Below are 22,713 nucleotides of genomic sequence, written 5' to 3' on the forward strand. Positions count from 1 at the left end.
GCGCCTCGTCCGGCGACGGCATGCCCGGCGTGCGAGGTACGTCCTCGTGGGCGCGCTCCTTTGGCGATGTCGCCCGAGCGCGGACCATCGACGGAGGAACATGAACAGGGTCTATTACCCGGCACTGCTGTCGGCCTGGCTGATCGCGACGGCGCTGCTGCCCGTTCCGGCGCCGGCGCTGCCCGGGATATTTCCCACCACGATCGCCCTGCCCGCCGGCTTCTTACCCGAAGGGATCGCGATCGGTGCGCTGCCGGTGGGCTATTTCGGCTCGCGCGCCGACGGTTCCCTCTTTCGCGTCGATCTGACGACCGGGCGTGGCACGATCGTCAGTCCTGGGCCGGGGACACCCGCGCTCGGCCTGGCCCTCGACGCGTGGGGCCGGCTGTTCGTCGCCGGCGGCACCGCGGGCACGGCCCGGGTGGTGGATGCCGACACCGGTGCGGTGCTCGCGACCTACCGGCTCGGCACAGCACCCGGAAGCTTCGTCAACGATGTCGTGCTGACGCCGACCGGTGCGTGGTTCACCGATTCCCGGGCGCCGGTGCTGCACCACTTGCCGATCGGCTCCGACGGTGCGCTGCCCAGCGAAAATTCGGTGCTGCGGCTCCCGCTGACCGGTGACATCGGCTACCTGGACGGGGCCATCAATGCCAACGGCATCGTGCGTACGCCCGATGGTTCGGCGCTGATCATCGTGCAGTCGGCGACCGGGCACCTTTTCCGGGTCGATCCGGCCTCGGGAGCCACGCGCCGGATCGACCTGGGCGCGCACACACTGCCCGGCGGCGACGGATTGCTCCGGCACGGGAACACCGTGTTCGTCGTGCAGAACCGGCTGAACACGGTTGCCGTCATCGCGCTCGACCCTGCCGGGACCACCGGCCGAGTCCAGCGACGGCTCACCGATGGGCGCTGGGATGTGCCGACGACCGTCGCGGCTTTCGGAAACCGGCTGTACCTGCCGAACGCGCGTTTCACCACCCCGGCGACGGCGACGACGCCGTACGCCGCCGTCGCTGTCGATCTGCCGGCGTGAGGGGGCGGCGGTCGGCCGGGTGGTTGCCTCCCCGCAACCCCGTTGCCACACTGGTGGCCGGCCGACACGGCAGACCTCGAAGGCTCGGATCGACGACCGCGGGAGGGCTCATGGCAACCACCGGCGACACATCCGTCCCTGACGCGTGGACGGCACTCGGGCCGCTGATGGATCTGGTGACCCCGATGGCATTGCGGGTCGCCGCGACGCTGCGACTGGCCGACTTCGTCGCGGCGGGTCCGCAACCGGTCGAGGAGCTCGCGCAGCGCTCGAACACCGACGCCGACGCCCTCGGCAGGCTGCTGCGGCATCTGGTCTGCCACGGCGTGTTCACCGAGCCGAGCCCGGGAACCTTCGGCGACAACGAGATCGCCGCGCTCCTGCGTTCGGATCATCCGGCGCGGATGCGCGACTACCTCGACCTCGACGGCTTCTTCGGGCAGATGGACCTGGTGTTCACCCGGCTGCTGCACACGGTGCGCACCGGAAAACCCGCATGGGAGCAGGTCTTCGGGGCACCGTTCTGGGAGTACCTGGACAACGATCCAGCGATGAGCGCCGCATTCGACGCCGCGATGCAGACCGGGGTCGACCGCGTCGCCGGGGAGGCCGCGGACTACGACTGGTCCGGCGCCCGGCATATCGTCGACGTCGGCGGCGGCACCGGAACCCTGCTGGCCCGGGTGCTCGAGGCGCACCCCGAGGCCCGTGGCACCCTGGTCGATCTGCCCGAGACCATCGAACGTGGCAGGCAGCACCTCGCCGCCCGCGGGCTGGACGATCGCTGCGACTTCGCGGCGCAGAGCTTCTTCGACCCGCTACCCACCGGCGGCGACGTCTATGTGCTGTGCCGGGTGATCCACGATTGGGACGATGAGCAGGCCGCCGCCATCCTGCGCCGGTGCGCCGAGGCGGCAGGCCCCGACGGGCGCGTGGTGATCGTCGAAGGCTACGACTCCGCCGGCGATCCGGCGTCGTTCGCCGAGATGAACCTGCGCATGCTGCTGATCTCCGGCGGCCGCGAACGCAGCATCGAGGCCTACACCGCACTCGCGGGCACGGCGGGGTTGACGGTGGCAGGCGTGCGGCCGACACCACAGGGGCACCTCGCGATCGAATGCAGGCCCGCCTAGCGCCGCCGCGCCGCAAAACTGAAACACGTTCTTGCTGGAGTCCCCGGCGTTGGCTAGTATTCCGAACACCTGTCCAGACACTTAGGAGCACCTGGACGTCGACTCCGCGCCCCGCCGGTGACGGAGCCCCCGCGCCGACGCCCCTCGGCGGACCCGAAGGAGTGCACATATGACCGGCTCTGGTTCCCTCGGCGAGGCCTTGCGTTTCGGCATCGTGTTGTTCACCAGCGATCGCGGCATCACACCGGCCGCCGCGGCCAAGGCTGCCGAGGACACCGGATTCCACTCGTTCTACGTGCCCGAACACACCCACATCCCGGTCAAGCGCGAGGCCGCCCACCCACAAACGGGCGATGAATCCCTGCCCGACGACCGCTATATGCGCACCCTCGACCCGTGGGTTGCCCTGGCGATGGCCGCGGCGGTCACCGAGCGGATCGAACTGTCCACGGCCGTGGCGCTGCCGGTCGAGCACGATCCGATCACCCTGGCCAAGACGATCGCGTCCCTCGATCACCTGTCCGGCGGCCGCGTGGTCCTCGGCGCCGGATTCGGCTGGAACACCGACGAACTCACCGATCACCACGTCCCGCCGAACAAGCGGCGCACCGTACTGCGCGAATACTTGGCGGCGATGCGCGCGCTGTGGTCGCAGGAGGAGGCCGAATACCACGGCGACTACGTGGATTTCGGCGCGAGCTGGGCCTGGCCGAAACCGGTGCGCGGCTCGGTGCCGGTGCTCATCGGCGCGGCGGGCACCGAACGCACCTTCCGCTGGATCGCGCAGTCGGCCGACGGCTGGATCACCACGCCCGGCGAAACCGATATCTCCGACCGGCTCGCCCTGCTGCACAAGATCTGGACCGATTCCGGCCGCACGGGGCAGCCGCGCGTGGTGGCCCTCGATATCAAACCGGATGCCGGGCGACTGGCCGAATGGGCCGAATCCGGTGTGACCGATGTGCTGTACGGCCTGCCCGACAAGCCGGAGGCCGATGTCGTGTCCTATCTGGGGCGCCTGTCGGACAAATTGGCCCGCATCGCCGGCCCGGCCGAGGCCTGACCTTACTGCTCGGTCCTACTGCTTGGCGGGAAGGCGCAGGGCGTTGACCCACAGCCGCGTCGCGGTGAAGGTCAGCTCATCGATCGACGCGTCGGTGCCCTGCTCGGCCATGGTGACGAAATGGCCGAACGCCAGCCTGCTGACCATGCCCGACAGCGCCCGTGAGGCGAGCAGCGGGTCGAGATCGGCGTCGGCCAGCCCGCGTCGTTGCAGATCGGCGATGCTGCGGGCATTGCGCTGGATGAACGCGTCGGCGCGACGCTGCCGCAATTCGGCGAACTCGGAATCGATGTTCGCGACCTGTTCCAGTAGTGCCATCAGCTTGGCATTGCGCTGGTAGGCCTCGAAATAGGCGCGGTTGCTCGCCTCGACGATGGCGGCGGGGTCGTCGTCCTCCGGCACGTGCGGCATGCCGGGGTGCATCATGTCCTCCTGCGCCACCTCGAGCACCGCCGCGAAGATCTCTTCCTTGCTCGCGAAATAGGTGTAGAAGGTGCCCGAGGAGCAGTTGGCGGCCTGGGTGATATCGATCAGCCGGGTTTCGAGGTAGCCATTGCGTTCGAACACCTCCCGCGCCGCCGCGACCAGCGCCGCACGCGTGCGCAGACCGCGCTGGGTGGCAGGCAGCTCACGCAGCAGAGAGGTACGCGCCATCGACGGCGCGTCGGCCCCATCGGCTTCGGTGAGCTGGTCTCCCATGCAGCATTTATACCGCTCGACGAGGTCGAAACGGTATTCCGGACCGGTGGGCGGGTCAGCCGCGGTTGTTCATGATCGCGGCGTACACCCGGTAGTTGCCCACCAGCGGCACGAGCTCGAGCAGCTGCTTCACCGAGAAATGGCGACGCAACCGCGCCCAGGTGTCATCGCTGATGAAGTACTCGGTGTCCAGTTCGTCGACCGCGCGCATGAGCGCGGACTGGGCCGGGCTCGCATCCGGGCCGTCCGGCCCCGCCGCGACGAGGGCCGCTGTTTCCGGGTGAGCGGCCGAGCGCATAGACCATTCACCGATCGGGCCTACGCGCCACAGCATGCGCTGGACGGCCAGTTCCCGTTCGGCGGCCGCGAGCTTCATCCGCCGTGCGGCCACACCGTCGATGCGGCGAACGATCGCCGCCGTCCACGGATGGTTCAGCGCGAACTCCGCGGTGATCTCCGGATCGTGCGGCACCCAGATGTGCGGGCGCGACGGCGGGGTGGCGGTGGCGATCTCGGCGGGCGCCGGGGCCAGCGGGCGATCTTTGCGCGGGCGGCGCGGCCGGGCGGGCGAGCGGCGGGCGGCGCGCGGTTCGAGATCGAACAACTCCCCGGACGGGCAGAAGTTGTTGACCATGGCCAGCACCTCGTACATCGCGCCCACCGAGTACAACTCGCGGTACTGGCGCGGCGACAGGTGGCGCAGCAACCGCTCTTTGGTCGCCTCGGTGATGAGCTGATCCTCGTGCAGTTCGTCGACGGCGGTGAGGATGGCGGCCTGCCGGTCGTTCCACAGCGGCGCCGACGGACCGTCCTTGATCGCGACCAGGTAATCGGCGTCCTTGCGCAGCACTTTGGCGGTCAGGACGTGGTTCTGCCATTCGAACCGGCCGCCGCAGTTCCAGCTGCCGCGCAGCGCGATCAGTTCCCAGTCGGCGATGGGCAGGATCGGATGCGCGATGGCCAGCAAATGAATGTTGTTCACCAGCATGGTCCATGGACCGAGAATGGTGAGGTGGTGCAGCACCGGCACCACGATCTCGGCATTGGGCGGGCTGAACCGCCACGGCAAGGGGTTACGCAGTCGCGGACTGCCCGGCCGCGACCACCCCAACTCGATCCGCTCGGTCATCGGGCCGTCCTCTCGCTCGGTGCTGTGGGATCCGGCACGTGCTCGGCCGCGGCGATCGCCTCGGCCAGCAGATCCGCGGTGCCGGCGAGCTGCTCGTCGGTGTGTTCGGAGGTGACGAAAAAGCGCAGCCGCTCCTGCCCCGCCGGGACCGCGGGCGCGGAGATATTGCCCGCGTACACCCCGCGCTGCAACAGCGAGGAGGCGACGAACCCGGAGCGGATCTCGCCGGGCACGATCACCGGACAGATCGGCGTCCCCTGCGAATCGCCCAGATCGATGCCGCGTTCGGTCAGTAATGCGGTGAACCGCTTCGCATTCGACCACAGCCTGGTCAGCCGCTCCGGCTCGTCGTCGAGCACGTCGAGGGCCGCGAGGGCGGCGCCGACCGCCGAGGGCGCCGGACCGCCGGTGAGCATCGCGACCCCGGGTGCGGCGGCTTTCATCGCACCGATGAGGTCGGCGTCGCCCGCGATGAAGCCACCGACGCTGCCCAGCGCCTTGGACAGCGTGCCCATCCAGATGTCGACATCCGCACCGGCCATCGAGTGATGCTCCCGGATGCCGCGTCCGCGCGCGCCGAACACACCGAGTGAATGCGCCTCGTCCACCATGACCGCGCAGTCGTATTCGCGTGCGATATCGGCCATCTCGTTCACCCGGCCGACGGTGCCGTCCATGCTGTAGTGGCCTTCCACCACCACCAGCGCCCGGTCGAACCCGGAGCGCGACATCCGCAGCACCGACCGCAGCGCTTCGGGGTCGTTGTGGCGGAAGGTGATCCGGCGGCAGCCGGCCCACTGGGTGCCGGAGATGACACTGCCGTGGATCAGGGCGTCACAGACCGCGACGTCACCGTCGCCCATCAGGAACCCGAGCACACCGGCATTGGTGAGGTAGCCGCTGGTGGTGATCATGGCGTCGCCGACGCCGTACCAGTCCGCCAGCCGCTGTTCGAGTTCGCCGTAGAGCGCGATCTCACCGGCCAGGATGCGGCTGGCCGACGCCGAGGCGCCGTAGCGGTCCAGCGCAGCCTTGGCGCCGGCGACCACCCGGGGATGGTTCGCCAGCCCCAAGTAGTTGTAGGCGCTGAAGTTCACCAGCTCCCGGTCGCCGACACGCATGGTGGCGTCGTTGGCGCCGGTGCGCGGCAGGAACAGCGGGTTGGGCATGCCGGTCTGCTCGTAGAGTCCGGCGATGGCCGCCCGGCGCGCCACCATGGCCGCCACCTCGGGATGATCGGCGAACTGCCGGCCGGGGCCGCGGCGCTTTCGCGGGGCGGCCCCGCCACCCGTCGCGGCGGGCCGGGCCGGGGCCGGGGCGGGACGCGCGGCGACCGGACCGGACGCGGAGCCTGGTGCGGACCCGGTGCCGGACAGCAGTTTTCGGGCCAGCTCGCGGGCCGACTCGGTCATGCGTTCACCTCCGCCTTCAGCTCTGCCTGCGCCGGCGCGGTGATCGCGGCCGGCGCCGTCGGGCTGCCCTCGACCAGGTACGCGGCCACCTTCGCGCCGGCCTGTTCCAGGGTGAAGGTGCGGCCCATCTGCAGCGAGGCCATGTCGACGCCGAGCGATTTGGTGATCAGCGCGCCGAACTCCACCGCCATCAGCGAGTCGAGACCGAGTTCGGGCACCGGCACCGTCAGGTCGATGGATTCGGCTGCCACACCCATCACCGAGGCGAGCTGTTCGGCGAGCATGTGCGCGACCACCTCGTTGCGTTTGCCCTCGTCGAGCTCGCGCAGCGCGGCGGCCAGCTGCGCGGCGGCCGAATCGTCCTTGGCCGCGGCGGCGATCTGAGCCTCCACCCGGCCGGTCATCCCGAAGAACGGCGCGGTGGCGTCGACCTTGCCCCAGTCGATCGGGAAGATCGCACCGTAGTGGTGCAGGCCCAGTGTGAGCGCTTCTTCCAGATACTCGGTGCCCTCGTCCATGTCGATGGAGTCGAAGCCGGTATTGCGCAGGTAGCGCGCCAGATTCTCGTCCGCGGCGGCCATACCGCCACCGGACATGTGCCCCCAGCCCACGGCCAGCGCCTTGCCGCCCTTGCGCACCACCACATCCGCCACGGCCTGCAGGCTGAGATTCGCCGCGGTGTAGGCATATTGGCCCACGCCACCGAAGATCGCGCTGCCGGAGGAGAAGAGGATGAACAGATCCAGTTCGGCGCCCGCGGCGGTGAGCCCGTGCAGCAGCGCGCGCACGCCGTCGACCTTGGGCCGGAACACCGAGGCGAGGCTGTCACGATCCATCACCGAGATGCGCTTGTCGTCCACCACACCGGCGGTGTGGAAGACCCCGCGCAGCGGGTGCTCAGGGGTGTGCGCCCGCGCGATGACGGCGGCGATGGCCTCCGGGTCGGTGACGTCGACGCGTTCGGTGCTGACCTGCACGCCCTTGTCCTGCCAGATCGCCAGCTGCTGCCTGGCCGCCTCGGTGGTGGCACCACTGCGCCCGAGCAGCGTCAACCGGGTGGCGCCCTTACCCACCAGCCACCGTCCCATGGCCAGGCCGAAGGCACCGAAACCACCGGTGATCAGGTACTGGCCCGCCGGGTCGATGACGACCTCGGGGATCTGCGGACGCACCAGCGGCGCCTCGTCTTCCAGGTTCAGCGCCACTCGGCCGATCTTGCTCGACCGCGCGACCTCCTCGAACGCCTTGGCCACCTCGGCCGTCCCGTAGGACTCGTACGGCAGCGGCCGATAGGTGCCGGCCGCGATGGTGGTGTAGCTGCGCTGCACCAGTTCGACGGTGGCGTGGCGGCGCAGCGCCAGCATCCGGTCCAGGTCCATCGAGTGGTAGGAGACGTTCTTGTCGAAATGGCGCAGGTCGAGCATGCCGCCGGTGTAGATGTCGGCCTTGCCGACCTCGACGATGCGCCCGAATTCCGCGATGGCCTTGAAGTTCTGGCGCAGGATCTCACCGGGTGCCGAGGAGATGATCACATCGGCGCCGCGACCATCGGTCAGGCCGAGCACATCGTCGACGAAGTTCAGCGCCCGCGAGTTCAGCACATGGTCGGCGCCCTGCGACAGCACGTAGGCGCGCCGCTCATCGGTGCTCGCCGTGCCGATCACCCGCGCGCCGTGCGCCTTGGCGATCTGCACCGCGGCCGCACCGACACCGCCGGCGGCGCCGTGCACCAGCACCGTCTCCCCCGGCTGCACCCGCGCCAGCTCCAGCAGCGAATGCTCGGCGGTGGCGAAGGCGGTCGCGTTGGTGCAGTGCGCCGGATTCACATCCGGGGCCAGTCTGCGCACCAGATCGGCGTCGGTGGTGTGGAAGCGGCTGATCATGCCCTTGGATCCGAGGCTGACCTGATCGCCCACGGCCACATGCTGCACCTGCGACCCGACCCGGACCACGGTGCCGATGCCTTCCATACCCGGCGTGGTGCCGAAGAAGGTGCCCGCCAGTTCGCGCTCGGTGAGCACACCGATCACCTTCAGCGGGTCCTTGTAATTGAGTCCGACCGCCCGGATCCGGATCTCGACCTCGTTCGGCCCGGGCTCGCGCCGATCGCAGCGCCGCCAGCCCAACCGGGACAGCACCCGCGATTTCGGCAATTCCAGGGTGAAGTTGGCCTCCGGGTCCGCCAGCGGCACCGCCTCGTCCATGGCTTCGAGCCGGCCGGGTAGTGAGGCCTCGACCACCGTCACCCAGCGCAGGCCGTTGCGCAGGAAGACCTCATCGGAGTGGTCGTAGGTGAAGGCGCCGCCGATGGCGAGCTCGGCGGCCAACTCCGCGTCACCGGTCTCGGCGTCGACGTCGACCAGCCGCCAGCGCAGCCGCGGCTGTTCGTTCAGCAGCACCCGGCGGGCACCGGCCAGCGCGGCATGGCTCGGGTTCGGCGGCACCGCGTCCTGCGGATGGGCGAAGGCGTGTTCGGTGACGAGGGTGAGGTGGATGGACCCGTCACCGATGATCGACACCTCGGCCTTGCGCTGGTCGAGCCAGTCCTCGAGGAAGCCCTCGAGCATCACCGCGAGCCTGCGCAGCGTCCACAGATTGTCCATGTCGGAGTATTCCGAGCCGGCCACGATCACCACGTGCACGCGCTCGACCCCGTCGACGGCCGCCGCCGCGCGTACCCGCTCGAGCATCGCGTTCTCCAGATCCGCGCGCGCCGGATCGCCGACGGTGACGATCTCGGAACGCACCGCGGTGCCCGCCACCTGGCGTGCCCGCTCGCTCACCTGCGAACCCAGTTCGATGACGAGGGTGAACGCGGTTTCCGGCGCGGGCAGCCCGCTGCGATCCACCGGATCGCGCATCTCCCAGCGGTCTTCGTAGAAGAAGTCGGTCATCCGTTGCAGCGCACTGCGTCCCGGTGTGATCGACCCGAAGCGCATCCCGGCGATGCGCATCACCAGGTTGTGCTCGGCGTCGAGCAGATCGATATCGGCGGTGGGTTCGCCGTCGGTGTCGAGGCGGGCGACCACGATCACCTGGTCCGGGATCCTGGCGAAGGCGCGTACGCCGTCGACGCCCACCGGAACCATGGCGCCGTCCTGCGAATTCGCGGTTCCGGCCAGCAGCGCCGCCACACTCTGCAAGGCCGCGTCCACCACGCACGGGTGCGCGAGATGGCCGGAGTCGCGGGCGATGCTGCCGTCCAGGGTGGCCAGCACGGTGGAGTCGGCGATCCGCACCGAGGTGGCGCGCTGGAAGGCAGGCCCGTAGGCCAGTCCGCGTTCGGCGAGACCGGCGTAGAAGGCGGCGGGATCGATCTCGAGCATGCCGGCCGCGTCGGGTAGTTCCACCTTCGACGGTTCGAATGTGCCCGCGACCAGACGCCCGAGCGCGTTGATGGTCCAGGCCGATTCGGCGGCACCACGCGAGCGGATGGTGAACCGCTGGGTGGATTCCTCCACCGTGAACTCGACCACCGGCGCCGCGCCGTCGGCGATGATCAGCGGCGCCACGAAACGCACGTCTTCGACGGCGACCGTCGCCGCCTCGTGCCGCAGCGCTGCGGCACTCAGCGCGGCGTCGAGGTAGGCCGCGCCGGGCAGGATGCGCGCGCCGCCCACCACATGGTCGTCCAGCCACGGCAGCGCGGCCAGGCTCAACTGGACCGTCCAGGTCGCGGGATCCATCAGATCGGGATCGCCGAGCATCGGGTAGCCGCCAGGGGTGCCGTACTTGCGCTGAGTGAGGCCGGGCAGCTCGTTGTGCAGCAGGGTGCGCTGCCAGGGATAGCGCGGCAGATCGATGTGCGGGGTCGCCGGGCGGCCCGCGAACAGCGCATCGATATCGAGCACGCCCGCGGTATACAGGCCGCCGATGGTCTGGCGGATGCTCTCGGAGTCGGACTGCTTGCGGCTGAGGGTGGCGATGCTGGTGCCGGTCTCGCCCGCACCGATCAGGATCTCGCGGATATTGGCGCCGAGCACCGGATGCGGACCGACCTCAAGGAACACCCGGCTGCCCGCGCCCACGAGCGCGGTGACGGCGTCGGCGAAACGCACCGGCTGACGGACATTCGCGCACCAGTACCGCGCGTCCCACTCCCCGCTGGTGACCGGCTCACCGGTCACGGTCGAATACAGCGGCAGCACCGGATCCGACAGCCGCAGATCGGCCAGCACCGTACGCAGCTCGTCGAGGATCGGCTCCATCAGATAGCTGTGGTAGGGGACCTCCACATGCAGCCGTTTGGCGAACGTGCCCTGCTCGGTGAGCTGTTCGGCGATCTCGTCCAGGCGCTCGACCGCACCGGCGAGGGTGACGGCGTTCGGGCTGTTGATCGCGGCGATATCGACACGGTCGTCACCGGCGATGAGTTCGGCGGCGGCCGCGGGCCCCAAGCCGACGGCCAACATGCCGCCGGTCCCCGCGGTGCTCGCCTGCAGGCGTGCCCGGTGGTAGCTCACCAGCAGCGCGTCGTGCAGCGACAACATGCCGGTGACGTAGGCCGCCGACACCTCGCCGACACTGTGGCCGACCACTGCCGCCGGACGCACACCGAGGTCGGCCAGCAGCGCGAACAGCGACACCTGCACCAGGAAGTTGGCCGGCTGGGCCACCGCGGTGCTGGTGACCTTCGACTCCTCCTCCGGGCGCAGCAGTTCCTCGATGATCGACCAGCCGGAGATCTCCTGGAAGACCGCGTCGATCCGGGCCGCCTCCTCGGCGAACGCTCCTGGAGTCTGCAACAACTCCCGGCCCATGGCCCACCACTGTGGACCCATGCCGGTGAAGACGAAGACCGGCTCGGCGGTCTTGCGCGGAATCACCTTCGTGGCGCCGCGGCCCTCGCCGGAGGCGAAATCGACCAGTGCGCGCACCAGTTCGGTGTCGTCACCGAAGGTCAGGGCGGTGCGGTAGGCGTGGTGCTGGCGCCGCGTCCACGCCGCCTCGGCGAGGTGGCCCGGGTCGGCGCCGTCGGCGATGCGCTCGGCGAATCCCTTGGCCAGATCGCGGGCGGCCTGCTCGCTGCGCGCCGAGATCGGCAGCACACCGAAATGCTCGGGCTCCCGCTCGGCGGTGGTGGCGGCGGGGCGGTATTCCTGCAAGATCGCGTGCGCGTTGGTGCCGCCGTAGCCGAAACCGTTGACGGCCACGGTCATTCGCTCGATCTCGGCGCCGACCGGTTCGGCCTCCAGCTGGATCTTCACATTCAGCTCGTCGAACGGGATATCGGGGTTGGGCTGGTCCAGCCAGCCCTGCGGTGCGATCGTGCGATGCGAGATCGCCAGCGCCGATTTGATGATGCTCGCGACACCCGAGGCCGCCTCGGTGTGTCCGAGCTGCGCCTTCACCGAGCCGACGCCGAGCGGAGCGGTCCGGCCCTCGACCTTGCCGTAGGCGCGTCCGATCGCCTGGAGTTCCAGCGGATCACCGACCGGCGTGCCGGTGCCGTGCGCCTCCACGTAGGTGATCTCGTGCGGTGCCAGGCCGGCACGGCGGGTGACCTTCTTGGCCAGTTCCTCCTGCAGATCGGCATTGGGCACGGTGATCGCGGTGGTGCGGCCGTCCTGGTTGGCGCCGGTGGCCTTGATGACGGCGTAGATGCGGTCGCCGTCGCGTTCGGCGGCCTCGAGCTTCTTCAGCACGACCATGCCCGAGCCCTCGCCGCGGCCGTAGCCGTCGGCCGAGGCGTCGAAGGGTTTGGACCGGCCGTCGGCGGCGAGGAAGCCGCCCTTGCACATCGACACGAACGGTTCGGGCTGCAACAGCATGGTGACACCGCCGGCCATCGCGACCTCGCAATCGCCGCTGTCGAGTGCCTGGCAGGCCAGGTGCACCGCGATCAGCGACGACGAGCACGCGGTATCCACGGTGACCGCCGGGCCGACCATGTTCAGGGCGTAGGCGATGCGATTGGACAGCATCGTGTAGGACGCGCCGACGGCGGTGTGCATGTCGACGAACGGCAGGGCCTCGCCTGCCATCGAGACCGCCAGCTGATCCATGGTGAACGCGCCGATGTAGACGCCGATGGGCGCACCCGCGATGGTGCCCGCGATACCCGCGTCGTCGAGTGCCCCCCACGCGACTTCCAGAATGAGCCGCTGCTGCGGATCCATGGCCGCGGCCTCACGCGGGGAGATACCGAAAAAGTCCGGATCGAACTGCCAGGGGTCACCGGTCATGAAAGCGGCACGTTTGGTGTACATGCGGCCGGGTGTGCGGCGGTCCGGGTCGTAGTAGCGGCGGTAATCCCAGCGTTCGGCCGGAATATCGACAACGCCGTCGCCCTTGCCGACGAGGAAATCCCAGAAGGATTCCGGCGAATCGATGCCACCCGCATAACGGCAACCGATTCCGACAATAGCGATATCAGACACGAAAACTCCTCACCCACATCGAAACAAACCCCTGGAAAACCCCCTTGTTACGCAGGCGAACCCCTCGCCCGCCGTGCTGTCAGCCGCGCACGCGCGCGTCGATCAGACCTTCGCCCCCGCGGGCGGTATCGTCACGACATTCATCAGCGGGCCGTCGCGACCGATCGTCGTCTCACCGATTCGGCGGCCGCCGAGCCCCTCGTAGAAGCCGACATTCTCGTCTTTGCAGATGCCGCACACCGGCACGCCTTCCCGGCCGGCTCGCTCGCACAGCCATTCCATCAGCGCGGTGCCGACGCCCATCCCCTGGGCGGCGGGATCGCAGCCGAGGTAGACCACGAAATAGTGCGGCTCGCGCGGTGCGACCCGCTCCAGCGCGGCGTCGACGGCCATGCCGCGGGTGGTGGCCGAGCCCATGGCCCACAGGAATTGCGGCCCGGATACCGCTTCCCGCCACCGGCTCTTCCGATATCCCGGCGGATACCAGAGAACCGCTCCGACGATCGCACCGTCACGCACCGCGACTTGCGCGCCACCGGCGGGGAGGAAACGGTATTTCACCATCACTCTGAGCATCCGCGGCGCATTCCGTCGCCGCACGGCCTCCGAGGGGAAGACGAACTCCTCGATCGGATCGTCGTACTCGAAGGCATCGGCGACGACTCGGATGATCTCATCGATATCACCCGCGGTTGCCGGCCGAAGGACGATCCCGGCGGACTGATCCAACACTGTCCCTTAATATTTCGCACTCTGCCCATCGGCGCTGACGGACGCTACTCGCCAGTACGTTACCCGATTCGATGGCCACTTACTCCCCGGGAGGCTGTGGTGAAGAACAGCTCGGCAGGGAGTTGATTCGTTAGATCACATAGCTTAAGGTGGCGAATCCCGCACGCTCCGAAGCGTTTTCGGTGTACCACATTCTGTAAACCGTGTTCCCAAAAATGGGAACACCTCCCACTTCCATGCTCGCTTCCGTTCACGTAGGACGGAGTCGCGTCTGAGCCATATAGTTTGATGCGCATATGAACGTATCCGCACGTAGTCTGGATCTGGATGCACCACGAACCTGTATGCCGTCGATGCCGCTGACGGATGATTCGGCGTCGGCCACCGCGATGGCACCGTCACCTCTCCCTGAACACCCACCCGTCCCCACGCGGGTCAGTTGTCGTAGGACGCCACGCCGACCGGGCCCGAGGCGATACACAGCTCGAGACCGGGAGTCCGCGCGGCGATCCGCAGCTCCGCACCGCTGCCGATCACGCGGACGAACACGGTGTGCAGCCCCTTCCGCACCGGAACCGCGACCTGGTCACCGTATTCGAACCCGAGGGAGACGGTGCCGTCGCGACCGGCAAGATAGTTCAGCTGCACGGTCCATTCGTGCGCGAGCATCGGACCGTCGAGTGGCAACCGCACGGATTGACCGCCCTGTACGCGGTAGCCGCATCCCGGCGCGGGGCCGGGACGGATGCCGCGGTTCCACCAGACCTGGGCATCGACGATATCGCCGGTATCGGTGATCATCCGCAGACGCGGAGTCGAGTCGGCGAAGGTGGTGGGACCGGCGATGGACGAGAGCACGCGACTGGCCAGATTCTGCGGATACGCCGTCGGATTCAGCACGGTCCACGGCACCTCCTGCTCGAGCAGCGGTGCGTCCAGATCGCCGAGTTCCGCGGCGACGGTCGTGAGATAGCGCTCGGTGGTGTCGTCGGACCAGGACCGCACGTAGGTGACGGTGGAGCAGAGGCTGCTCACGACGAACGCCGCCACCAGCCCCACCAGCACCGCGGCCGGCGGCCGGCCCACCTGCCCGGGCTCGCGCGGTCGCGCCGCCACCAGCAGCGCGCCCGCCGCGGTGAGCACAACCGCGGTATCGGCCAGATAGCGCAGCGATGACATGAGCTCGTCGACGCTGTTGGGCCCACCGCGCGCCACCGCCACCGGCACCAGAGCCACGGCGAGATACCCCACCACCAGCAGCCAGACCGCCATCGTGCGCGGCCGCGCCCGGATCGACCACCCCACCGACGCCGCCAGCGCGGCCCACGACACCGCGACCACCGCCGCGGACGGTGTCGCCCACGGCGCCGCCGGCACCCACCGCTCCCAGCTCCACGGCCCGCCGATCAGCGTCGGCACCAGTCCGCGCGACGTGACAGCGCGCAGCAGGCCGGGAACATCACCCGATTCGGTGCGGGTGTACGCGATATCGACGACGGCGAGGTAGGCGACCAGCCAGCAGCCGAGCACCAGCGCCGCACCGATCCACAGCGGTGCGCCGCGGCGCATCACCGCACGCACCGCACCCCGCTCCCCCACCACATAGCGCGCCAGCACCGCGACGGCGAACGCCACGAACGGCACGAACGCGGATTTCTCGAAGAACAACAGGGCCACCGCGACCACCGCCACCCCGCTCACCGCGTACCGGCGCCGGCCGGTGCGCACCAGCAGCACCGCATCGGCGATCACCCAGGCCAGCGCGAACTGCAAGGGCAGGGCGTTGAGGGCGGCCGCCCACCAGGAAAACGCGGGCACCGTCACCGGACAGAACAGGTAGAAGATCAACGGCACCAGCACTATCCGCCGCGGACCGAGCAGCACCACAAGCATCCGCACCACCGCGATCGACGCCGCGGCCTGCATCACGAGCATGGTGACCACCGGACCCGCCCACGACAGCGGCGCGATCGCGGTGACCAGCCAGGCGGTGGCGAACGCGGCCGGCATGAAGTGCCCGTCGTGGTCGTAGAACAACAACTCCGGCGACCACAGCGGCCTGCTGCCCGCGCGCCCGACGAGGATCAGATCATCCCAATAGAAGTACCCCGACCCAGCCACCCATCCGCGCACCACCAGTTGCGCGATGACCAGCGCGGCCGCCGCGCTCAGCACCGCAGGCCAACGAGCCGCCGGAAACTTCCAGGTAGAGCTCCTTTCCCGGGCCGGCGGCACCCGCTCGGCGGGCTCCAGCAGGGCGGCCGGGGCGGTATCCATGGCACCCCAGGGTAGCGGCGCCCGACGGCACCAGCAGCCGCGAGCGGAGTCGAGATGCAAAAGTGCGATCGCAATTCGCTGATTGCGCAGCGGGACCGGGCAGCGACGACGATAATCTTGCTGTGGGACAGACTCTCCGAGAACTCGATCCACATCCAACGTCCACGGTGACGCGCGGCAGCCGGTTACGGCCCGGCAGCCGTCCTCCTCGTCGCGCGCCGGGACCACTGCCCTCGGAGAGTCGCGTCACCCGGCCCCCAGCCGACCGCGCGGCGGCATCTCGACGCGGGCCGAGGTCCCACTCCCCCGAGATCACCCGACATTGATCGGCCGAACGGAACTGGCTTCCGCCCGCTGAGGCGGCCTGCGCCGTGGACGGCCACCGCGAACCGAAAGGCTCCCACCGTGACACCCTGGTCCACATCACGCCCCTGCGCACCGGCCGCGACACCGCGCGGCCGAACGGGTCCGAGTGCGGGAGGGCGCTAGGCGGAGGCGGGCCAGCGATGCGACGACAGCACTCGACCACCGGAACGACCGACAACGACCTCCCCTGGGCAGCCGGCTTCGACACCGGCCGCCTGCCGACCGCACAGGATCTCATCGACGCCCTCGACCAGACCGACGCCGCAGGCACTTCGGCCGATCGCCATCCCGTGACCCGCTGCGCACGGTACCTGGCGACCCTGCACCCCTACACCGCGCCGGAGGACAACGCCGATTCCGCGGCAACGCGGGACTCGCTGATCCACGCGATCGACGTGTGGACCGAAAACCATGTGCCGCAACATCGCAGGGGCACGGTGCTGCACACCGAAACCCTCGGCACCGTGGTGGACCGGATCGTGGCCGCCTATATGCACGTTCGGCATCTGAAGGCGAAGGGCTCAGCGCATCGTCCCGGCGTCGACGACGCCGAACGCCGGCTCGCGCAACTGGTGGAGAGCTACACCGGCCTGGTGCAGGAGGTGTCGGCAGGGCTGCGGCGGCTACCCACCCATGCGGCGGGCATCGAGGGCGACTGAGTCCGGCGCAAGTCACCGCCGCGCCCACCGGCGGTAGTCACTCGCCGGATTCGTGATCGGCGAGTGCCTGCTCGGCTCGCTCGACGCGCCGCCGGGCACGCTCGAGTTCGGTGGCGGCCGTGCGGGCAGCCTCGCGGGCCGCGCGTTCGGCGGTACGGGCGAAACGATGCTGCTCCTCGGCCGCGGTCAGTTCCGCGCGCAGACGAGTGACCAGTTCGTCGGCCTCGCGCAGGCGCCGCTCGGCGTCGGCCGCGTCGCGTTCGGCCGAATCCTGCTCCGCGCGAGCCGATTCGGCGGTGCGTCGTGCCTCGTCCAGCTCGTTCTCGGCAGCCTTGCGTTGCTCGGCCGCACGGTCGGCTCGGCGTCGTCCGCGCGCCCCGTGGCGGGCTGCGGTGCGAGCGCGGTCCCGACGGCCCGTACCGGTGTCCGCATCGGGCACCGCCGTCAGCGCGGGAGCCGCGTCACCGAATCCTTCGTAGGTGGCCGCTGTGGCCAGGGTGCCGTCGCGAACCTGGTCGGCCACTTCGGGATCGGCCAGGGCGGCGGTCAAGGTGGTCGCGACCTCGCGCAGCACCGGTTCGCCGACGGGCCGGTCGTGCTCGGCGGCCAGCTCGCCCGCGCGCCGGGCCAGCGCAGTGACCACCTGCTGGCGTTGCCTGGTCAGCGCCCGCAGGTCAGCGCCGGACAATTCGCGCTGGGCCTCGCGCAGGGCCTCGCCGAGCCGCAGCAGCGCGTCGACCTCGTCGGGAGCCGCGCGGGCCAGCAGATTCACCGTCCACGCGGCGACGGTCGGTTTGCGCAGTTCAGCCACCGCGGCAGCGAGATCGCTGTCGCCCGCTCGTTTGGCCTGTGCGGCCCGGTCCTTGCGTGCCGCGACGAATTCGCCCGGGTCGAGTCCGTACAGTTCGGCCGCGATCTCGCTGAGCCCCATGCCCCGAGCCTAGCCAGCCGACCGGGCTATCCGGTCTCGGTCGCGTCGGTGTCGTGCTCGGTACGCAGCAGGAACGCCGAGGCGCGGTCGAGGACCTGCTCCCGGGTGCGCCCCTCGTGTTCGGCGGCGATCATGTAGGTGCCGACCGCCAGACTGAAGGCCAACAGGCTGCGGGCTTCGACCTCGTCGGGGTCGGAACAGAAGGTGCTCAGCAGTTCTCGCAGATAGCCGATGCGATAGTTGTCGACCCGGCGCAGCCGCTCGGCCACGCCGGCGTCGCGCCTGGCCCAATCGCGCACGGCGAGATCGATCGGGCGCAGCCGGTCGTCGGAGAAGGTGAGCACACCGGCACGCCTGGCTTTGGCGCGCGCGTCGCCGCCCTCGCGTTCGACCCGCTCCCGGACGTCGAAGGTGGCCTCGTGCTCCCAGGTGTCGAGCATCTCTTCGAGCAAGGCGTTGCGGTCGGCGAAATGGCCGTAGAACCCGCCTTTGGTGACGCCGAGCGCCTGCGCGAGCGCCTCGACGCGGACGGCGTCCGGCCCGCCGGAGGCGAGCGCACGCAGGCCCTGCTCGATCCAGCTGGTCCTCGGGGTTCGGGTGACGGCGACCATAGCCTCAGTATCGCCGACGCCATTGACAACGTGGGCGGCACCGCTACGATCAACATATACGGCACCGTATATTTGAGTATCGCTGCCGACCCACCGATTTCCCGGCCACCGGCCGCGTGCGGATCCGGCCACTGAAGGATGGAGACTCGACGATGCGGCTCCCGCGCAGCGCACACACCGCCCGGCCCTGGCGGATCCACGAGGTGGCCCCCGATTTCACCGTCGAGGACGTATGGGCGCTGCCCACACCCGGCGGGTCCGGCGATTTCGACCGTCTGGTCAGCACGATCGCCGCGCCCGACCGTGCGCATGGCGAGTCACCAGCACTGATCTATCGGGTACTGTTCGCGATCCGCTGGAAGCTCGGCGCCCTGCTCGGCTGGGACCGCGACGATTCCGGTGTCGGCGCCCGCGTCCCCAGCCTGCGCGACCGCCTCCCCGCCGACCTGCGCGACGGGGCGCGCGGTCCCGCCTTCGATTCGGTGCCCTTCCAGTCGGTCTATCGCACCGACGACGAATGGGCCGCCGAGATGGCCAACCGGACCGTGCACGCCCTCATGCACATCGGCTGGGTCCCCGACGACAACGGCGGCTACCGCGGTCAGATGGCGGTCATGGTGAAACCCAACGGCTTCTTCGGCCGCGCCTACATGGCGGCGATCCTGCCGTTCCGGTACGTCCTGGTCTATCCGGCGCTCATGCGCATGTTCGCCCGCGGATGGGAGCGCAGCAGCATGGTCGCCGGCGGTCACCTGCCCGCGTCCAGTACGTAGCTCACTGCGGCACACAACAATTCACCGTCGCACGCGCAAGCGCATGCACTGTGCTCGGCGAGAAATCCGCTGGATCGGCCGGATTCGCTCTGGTAGCCATGACCTGGTGACGCTCCCCGATGCCACCCTCGCCCGTGCGGCCGCCACCCGGCTCGCCGAATCCTGCTCGACCATCATCGGCGCCGCGGCCAGATCGGTGATTCTGCACGGCTCGCTGGCCACCGGGGAGTTCCGGCCGCATCGCAGTGATATCGATCTGCTGGTGGTCAGCGACACCGAGCTGACCGAGGCGATGCGCACCGCATTGGAGACGGCGGTACGCCGGGCCGATAAGGGGCCGGCGAGTGGCATCGATCTGCACGTCGTGCTCTCCGAGGTCGCCGGCGCACCCACCCGGACGCCGCCCGCTCAACTGCACGTGGGCCGCTATGACGGGTCCGGCCTCGGTGTCGAGGTGCAGCCGTCGGTGGCGGCAGATCCCGACCTGCCCGCCGAACTGTCGATGGCCCGGCAGGACGGCGTCGCCCTGGTCGGCGAACCGCCGCAGGCGGTGATCGGCGCGGTACCGCCAGAGTGGATCCTCGAGCGGGGCCGCTACTGGCTGCGGACATGGCGCACCCGCCCCGACGACGCCGAGAGCGCCGCGCTCATGGTGCTCACCGCCTGCCGCATCTGGTATTTCTCCGAGACGGCGCGTCATATCGGCAAAGCCGCGGCCGCTCGATGGGCGCTCGAACGCGATCCCGCGGCGACCGCCGTGCACCAAGCGCTTCGGCAGTATCTGGACGATCCCACGGTGTCGATCGACCCACAGGGCATTGCCGGCATCCTGGACATCGTGCTGGACAAGACCGGGTGAAGGTCCAGCCCGAGAACAACCGGAACTGCTCACGCCGCGAACCATGAGCGCCCGGCTTCATCCTCGCCGGTGACTCAACGCCGGCGCTGCCACCACCGCCGCCGGCCGGACGTTCGTGGGCCGGATTCATCCATCCGGCGAGCCCGCGCCGGTGGCGTTGGCGTGCGTTCGGCCCGCCACCGGTCGAGCACGGCGTCGGCGTCGACCGGGGCGATCGGCACATGCGGCGGGGTGGGCATGCGTATCCAGCGCACGATGCGCTGGTTCAGTTCGGAGACCGCCCTACGCACCTCTCGTTCGGTCTCGAATTCCCGCACGGTCTCGCGGATCTGCTCGATCTCGCGGCGCAGCACCAGCGATTCCGGCAGCATGCCGTCCGCGCGGACGCCCTCGCGGCGCAGATAGTCGCGCAGCCACCAGTTCTCGTCCACTCCGGTGCCCGCACCGGGAATCGGTCGACCCGCACCGGCCAGGTTCGCGAACTCACCGCGTTCGGTGGCTTCACGCACCTGCTTGTCGATCCAGGACTCGAAGGTCAGATCGGGCGGCTTGCGCTCGGTCATGCCCCGATACTACGGAATCGTCGGTCGCCCGATCGGCGGTCCGGCACACCGGTTGGTCCGTTCCGGCGTCGGTCAGGGCTGCGGGGTAGCGCGCAGGCCGAGCTCGATGTCGTCGAGGGCGGCCAGCGATTCGGTGAGCGCGCCGCGGTCGGCCTCGGTGAGCGGGATCGCCCGGGCCCGGGTCAGCGCGGCGACGGCTGCCGCGGTGTCGTCGGCCCGGATCGCGAGTTCGGCGCGGTAGGCCAGGGCCTCGACCAGTTCTGCGGCCGTCGCGGTGGCCCTGTCCCGTTCCAGCGCCGCGTCCAGGATCTGGGCCGCTCGCACATGTTTGCCATGGGAATCACCCATCACGACCGCGCGGGCCAGGGTCACCGACAGTTTCCCGCCGGCGGCCCGCTCGGCCTCGGGTGCGGCGGCGACGATCCTGATCCAGTTGCCGCCGGGATCGATGACGGTGAAGCCCGAATGGTTCTCGGCGTTCTTGCGCTTGCGCGGCCGCGTCATCCGCGGGATACCGGAGACCAGCAGTTTGCCGTGCACCGCCCGCATACCCGCGGCGAAGGCATCGAACAGATCCCTGGTATCGGGCACGATCACCAGGCAGGTCCCGTAGGAATCCGCGGGATCGAAATCCGGCATACCGAAGAAGTCCAGCCGCATATCCTCGCGCGCGAGCGACACGTACGGGTTCGGCCGGGTCTGGTAGTAGGTGCGGGTGAAGCCGAGCATCGTGTAGAACTCGGCCATCTCGTCGATGGACCGGCAGGGCAGCAGCGGCACGGTGATCTCATCGGCCATGATGTGTCCTTGTCGCGAGGAGGGGAATTGGCGTGGGCCGCTAGCGGCTCGGTCGCACCGGCGTCTCGCCGGCCATGGTGAAATCGCCGTTCTCCAGCCGGCGTATCAGTCGCCGGGTCCACCCGGCGCCGGCGTCGGCCGTCGACAGCCACAAGGCGGTGACCTCGCCTACCGGCCCCCAGCTGTCGAGGTCGGTATCGGGTGGCAGGTGTTCGGTGATGCTGCGGCGCCACTCGTCCATCGCGGCGGCGCGCCGGTGCAGCATCTCCAGGGCTTCGTCGCGGGGCAGGTCGTCGATCAGGCCGACGGCGGCACCGAGCACGTCCAGGCCGGGCTCGCGGTCCGACAGCGCTCGGCGCAGCAGTGCGAAATACTCACGCTCGCCATCGGCGGTCAGCTCGTATTCGATCCGCGGCGGTCCCCCGGCCTCCGAGGCCGCGCTCTCGTGCACGGTCAGCAGTTGCTTGGCGGCCATGCTCTTGAGCGCGTGATACACCGAACCCGAAGTGGCTGTCGACCATTCGTGCGCGCCCCAGGATTCGAGATCCGCGCGAATCTGATACCCGTGCGCGCGCCCCCTTCGGCGTAGCGCACCGAGGACCAGTAGCTGAACAGGCTTCACCGCACACCACCTGAAATGACTAGCCAAATTTGGCTAACAGAGTCCAGCGTAACGCCGGATTCGGCATTAGCCAAATTTGGCTAGTTCTGGAGACATGGCGCGACGGGCCGATATCGGGAAACAAAGCCGCTGAACCAGGACGCCAGGCGGGTGTCGTACAGCAGGCCCGCCGCTCCGCGAGAACGCGGTGGGTGAACCCTTCTCAGGCGGCGGCCGCTGTCGCCAACAGGCGCATGACCTCGTCCGGGTTCGCGACATCGACGACCAGACGGGTGAAGTCGGCGCCGGTGAGATCGATGCGGACGCCGCGGCCGTCGAAGGCGGTGTCCCAGAACTCCTTGCGGCCCTTACCGCGGAAGGTGCCCGCCGCGATCACGCCGGGGAAGAAGGTGCCGGGCGCGCGGACCCAGGGCGGGCGGCGGTCGATTTCGGCGGGAGCTACCGCGGTGACCGAGGCCAGATCGAACCGGATCTGGTCGCGCAGCGACAGCAGGCGGTGCGCTCCGAGCACATGAACCGTCACCGTGGTACCTGTGACCTCGAGCTCGACCATCGTGCACCTCCACTATCACCGAGAGTGTCTGCTCGGTTCAGGATGCCGGTCACGCCTGGTCGTAGCCTGTGGCAAAGCTATGAGTTCTCTCAGGTTTGCTGATCCGCCCCGGTC

Annotated in this window: 18 protein-coding genes; 6 read left to right on the plus strand and 12 right to left on the minus strand. The window is 69.4% G+C overall.

The features are described 5' to 3' along the window. Positions 1-100: 100 nt before the first annotated feature. The 3 genes from AC4HOU_RS02085 to AC4HOU_RS02095 all read left to right on the plus strand — a co-directional run bounded on the left by AC4HOU_RS02085 (position 101) and on the right by AC4HOU_RS02095 (position 3,235). Entirely contained in the window at positions 101-1,039 is a 939-nt protein-coding gene (locus AC4HOU_RS02085) for an SMP-30/gluconolactonase/LRE family protein (RefSeq protein ID WP_490724080.1), read from the plus strand. Positions 1,040-1,149: 110 nt separating this feature from the next. Then, positions 1,150-2,172 (plus strand): methyltransferase, encoded by a 1,023-nt coding sequence (locus AC4HOU_RS02090; RefSeq protein WP_194991057.1) that lies wholly within the window; start codon positions 1,150-1,152, stop codon positions 2,170-2,172. Between the two features lie 199 nt (positions 2,173-2,371). Continuing rightward, positions 2,372-3,235 (plus strand): LLM class F420-dependent oxidoreductase, encoded by an 864-nt coding sequence (locus tag AC4HOU_RS02095; protein WP_490724245.1) that lies wholly within the window; start codon positions 2,372-2,374, stop codon positions 3,233-3,235. A 15-nt stretch (positions 3,236-3,250) separates the two neighbouring features. Here the strand turns inward: AC4HOU_RS02095 and AC4HOU_RS02100 are convergent, their stop codons facing one another. The 6 genes from AC4HOU_RS02100 to AC4HOU_RS02125 all read right to left on the minus strand — a co-directional run bounded on the left by AC4HOU_RS02100 (position 3,251) and on the right by AC4HOU_RS02125 (position 15,864). Next, entirely contained in the window at positions 3,251-3,934 is a 684-nt protein-coding gene (locus tag AC4HOU_RS02100; protein WP_490724081.1) for a TetR/AcrR family transcriptional regulator, read from the minus strand. 55 nt (positions 3,935-3,989) lie between these two features. After that, complete coding sequence (locus AC4HOU_RS02105; protein WP_490724082.1) at positions 3,990-5,063, minus strand: carboxymuconolactone decarboxylase family protein; 1,074 nt, start codon at positions 5,061-5,063, stop codon at positions 3,990-3,992. Further along, a complete protein-coding gene (locus AC4HOU_RS02110) occupies positions 5,060-6,475 on the minus strand; it encodes an aminotransferase class I/II-fold pyridoxal phosphate-dependent enzyme (protein WP_490724083.1) in 1,416 nt (471 codons plus the stop codon). Before AC4HOU_RS02110 ends, AC4HOU_RS02105 begins: the two co-directional genes overlap by 4 nt. After that, positions 6,472-12,855, minus strand: coding sequence for a type I polyketide synthase (locus AC4HOU_RS02115; RefSeq protein ID WP_490724084.1), 6,384 nt, complete (start codon positions 12,853-12,855; stop codon positions 6,472-6,474). Before AC4HOU_RS02115 ends, AC4HOU_RS02110 begins: the two co-directional genes overlap by 4 nt. 102 nt (positions 12,856-12,957) lie before the next feature. Then, the gene (locus AC4HOU_RS02120) at positions 12,958-13,587 is read right to left on the minus strand and encodes a GNAT family N-acetyltransferase (RefSeq protein ID WP_490724085.1); all 630 of its coding nucleotides are present in this window, start codon (positions 13,585-13,587) and stop codon (positions 12,958-12,960) included. 435 nt (positions 13,588-14,022) lie between these two features. Beyond that, positions 14,023-15,864: a hypothetical protein gene (locus tag AC4HOU_RS02125; protein ID WP_490724086.1), complete on the minus strand. Its 1,842-nt coding sequence runs from the start codon at positions 15,862-15,864 to the stop codon at positions 14,023-14,025. Between the two features lie 506 nt (positions 15,865-16,370). Here AC4HOU_RS02125 and AC4HOU_RS02130 point away from each other — a divergent pair. Then, positions 16,371-16,889, plus strand: coding sequence for a DUF4254 domain-containing protein (locus AC4HOU_RS02130; protein ID WP_195007088.1), 519 nt, complete (start codon positions 16,371-16,373; stop codon positions 16,887-16,889). Positions 16,890-16,926: 37 nt separating this feature from the next. Here the strand turns inward: AC4HOU_RS02130 and AC4HOU_RS02135 are convergent, their stop codons facing one another. Beyond that, a complete protein-coding gene (locus AC4HOU_RS02135; protein WP_280212735.1) occupies positions 16,927-17,820 on the minus strand; it encodes a hypothetical protein in 894 nt (297 codons plus the stop codon). Between the two features lie 26 nt (positions 17,821-17,846). Then, the gene (locus AC4HOU_RS02140; protein ID WP_163810899.1) at positions 17,847-18,431 is read right to left on the minus strand and encodes a TetR/AcrR family transcriptional regulator; all 585 of its coding nucleotides are present in this window, start codon (positions 18,429-18,431) and stop codon (positions 17,847-17,849) included. 152 nt (positions 18,432-18,583) lie between these two features. Between AC4HOU_RS02140 and AC4HOU_RS02145 the strand changes: the two genes are divergently transcribed. Together AC4HOU_RS02145 and AC4HOU_RS02150 are read left to right on the plus strand one after the other, a co-directional pair. After that, on the plus strand, positions 18,584-19,204 hold the full coding sequence (locus AC4HOU_RS02145) for a DUF2867 domain-containing protein (protein WP_195019499.1): 621 nt from the start codon (positions 18,584-18,586) through the stop codon (positions 19,202-19,204). A gap of 106 nt (positions 19,205-19,310) precedes the next feature. Next, the gene (locus AC4HOU_RS02150; protein WP_195019500.1) at positions 19,311-20,063 is read left to right on the plus strand and encodes an aminoglycoside adenylyltransferase domain-containing protein; all 753 of its coding nucleotides are present in this window, start codon (positions 19,311-19,313) and stop codon (positions 20,061-20,063) included. A 74-nt stretch (positions 20,064-20,137) separates the two neighbouring features. Here AC4HOU_RS02150 and AC4HOU_RS02155 read toward each other — a convergent pair whose 3' ends face one another. The 4 genes from AC4HOU_RS02155 to AC4HOU_RS02170 all read right to left on the minus strand — a co-directional run bounded on the left by AC4HOU_RS02155 (position 20,138) and on the right by AC4HOU_RS02170 (position 22,599). Next, positions 20,138-20,626 (minus strand): DnaJ family domain-containing protein, encoded by a 489-nt coding sequence (locus AC4HOU_RS02155; protein WP_195019501.1) that lies wholly within the window; start codon positions 20,624-20,626, stop codon positions 20,138-20,140. A gap of 72 nt (positions 20,627-20,698) precedes the next feature. After that, entirely contained in the window at positions 20,699-21,424 is a 726-nt protein-coding gene (locus tag AC4HOU_RS02160) for a DUF8817 family protein (RefSeq protein ID WP_195019502.1), read from the minus strand. Positions 21,425-21,464: 40 nt separating this feature from the next. Further along, positions 21,465-22,046, minus strand: a complete 582-nt coding sequence (locus tag AC4HOU_RS02165; protein WP_195019503.1) for a PadR family transcriptional regulator — start codon at positions 22,044-22,046, stop codon at positions 21,465-21,467. 202 nt (positions 22,047-22,248) lie between these two features. Then, positions 22,249-22,599, minus strand: coding sequence for a hypothetical protein (locus AC4HOU_RS02170; RefSeq protein ID WP_195019504.1), 351 nt, complete (start codon positions 22,597-22,599; stop codon positions 22,249-22,251). Positions 22,600-22,713: the final 114 nt, after the last annotated feature.

This window comes from Nocardia sp. JCM 38205, assembly GCF_058222935.1.

Excerpts from the sequence above, each read along its gene's own strand:
- AC4HOU_RS02105 (WP_490724082.1), bottom strand. The coding sequence starts at position 5,063 with ATGACCGAGCGGATCGAGTTGGGGTGGTCGCGGCCGGGCAGTCCGCGA.
- AC4HOU_RS02110 (WP_490724083.1), bottom strand. The coding sequence starts at position 6,475 with ATGACCGAGTCGGCCCGCGAGCTGGCCCGAAAACTGCTGTCCGGCACC.
- AC4HOU_RS02170 (WP_195019504.1), bottom strand. The coding sequence starts at position 22,599 with ATGGTCGAGCTCGAGGTCACAGGTACCACGGTGACGGTTCATGTGCTC.
- AC4HOU_RS02160 (WP_195019502.1), bottom strand. The coding sequence starts at position 21,424 with ATGGCCGATGAGATCACCGTGCCGCTGCTGCCCTGCCGGTCCATCGAC.
- AC4HOU_RS02130 (WP_195007088.1), top strand. The coding sequence starts at position 16,371 with ATGCGACGACAGCACTCGACCACCGGAACGACCGACAACGACCTCCCC.
- AC4HOU_RS02125 (WP_490724086.1), bottom strand. The coding sequence starts at position 15,864 with ATGGATACCGCCCCGGCCGCCCTGCTGGAGCCCGCCGAGCGGGTGCCG.
- AC4HOU_RS02135 (WP_280212735.1), bottom strand. The coding sequence starts at position 17,820 with ATGGGGCTCAGCGAGATCGCGGCCGAACTGTACGGACTCGACCCGGGC.
- AC4HOU_RS02100 (WP_490724081.1), bottom strand. The coding sequence starts at position 3,934 with ATGGGAGACCAGCTCACCGAAGCCGATGGGGCCGACGCGCCGTCGATG.
- AC4HOU_RS02155 (WP_195019501.1), bottom strand. The coding sequence starts at position 20,626 with ATGACCGAGCGCAAGCCGCCCGATCTGACCTTCGAGTCCTGGATCGAC.
- AC4HOU_RS02085 (WP_490724080.1), top strand. The coding sequence starts at position 101 with ATGAACAGGGTCTATTACCCGGCACTGCTGTCGGCCTGGCTGATCGCG.
- AC4HOU_RS02140 (WP_163810899.1), bottom strand. The coding sequence starts at position 18,431 with ATGGTCGCCGTCACCCGAACCCCGAGGACCAGCTGGATCGAGCAGGGC.
- AC4HOU_RS02145 (WP_195019499.1), top strand. The coding sequence starts at position 18,584 with ATGCGGCTCCCGCGCAGCGCACACACCGCCCGGCCCTGGCGGATCCAC.
- AC4HOU_RS02090 (WP_194991057.1), top strand. The coding sequence starts at position 1,150 with ATGGCAACCACCGGCGACACATCCGTCCCTGACGCGTGGACGGCACTC.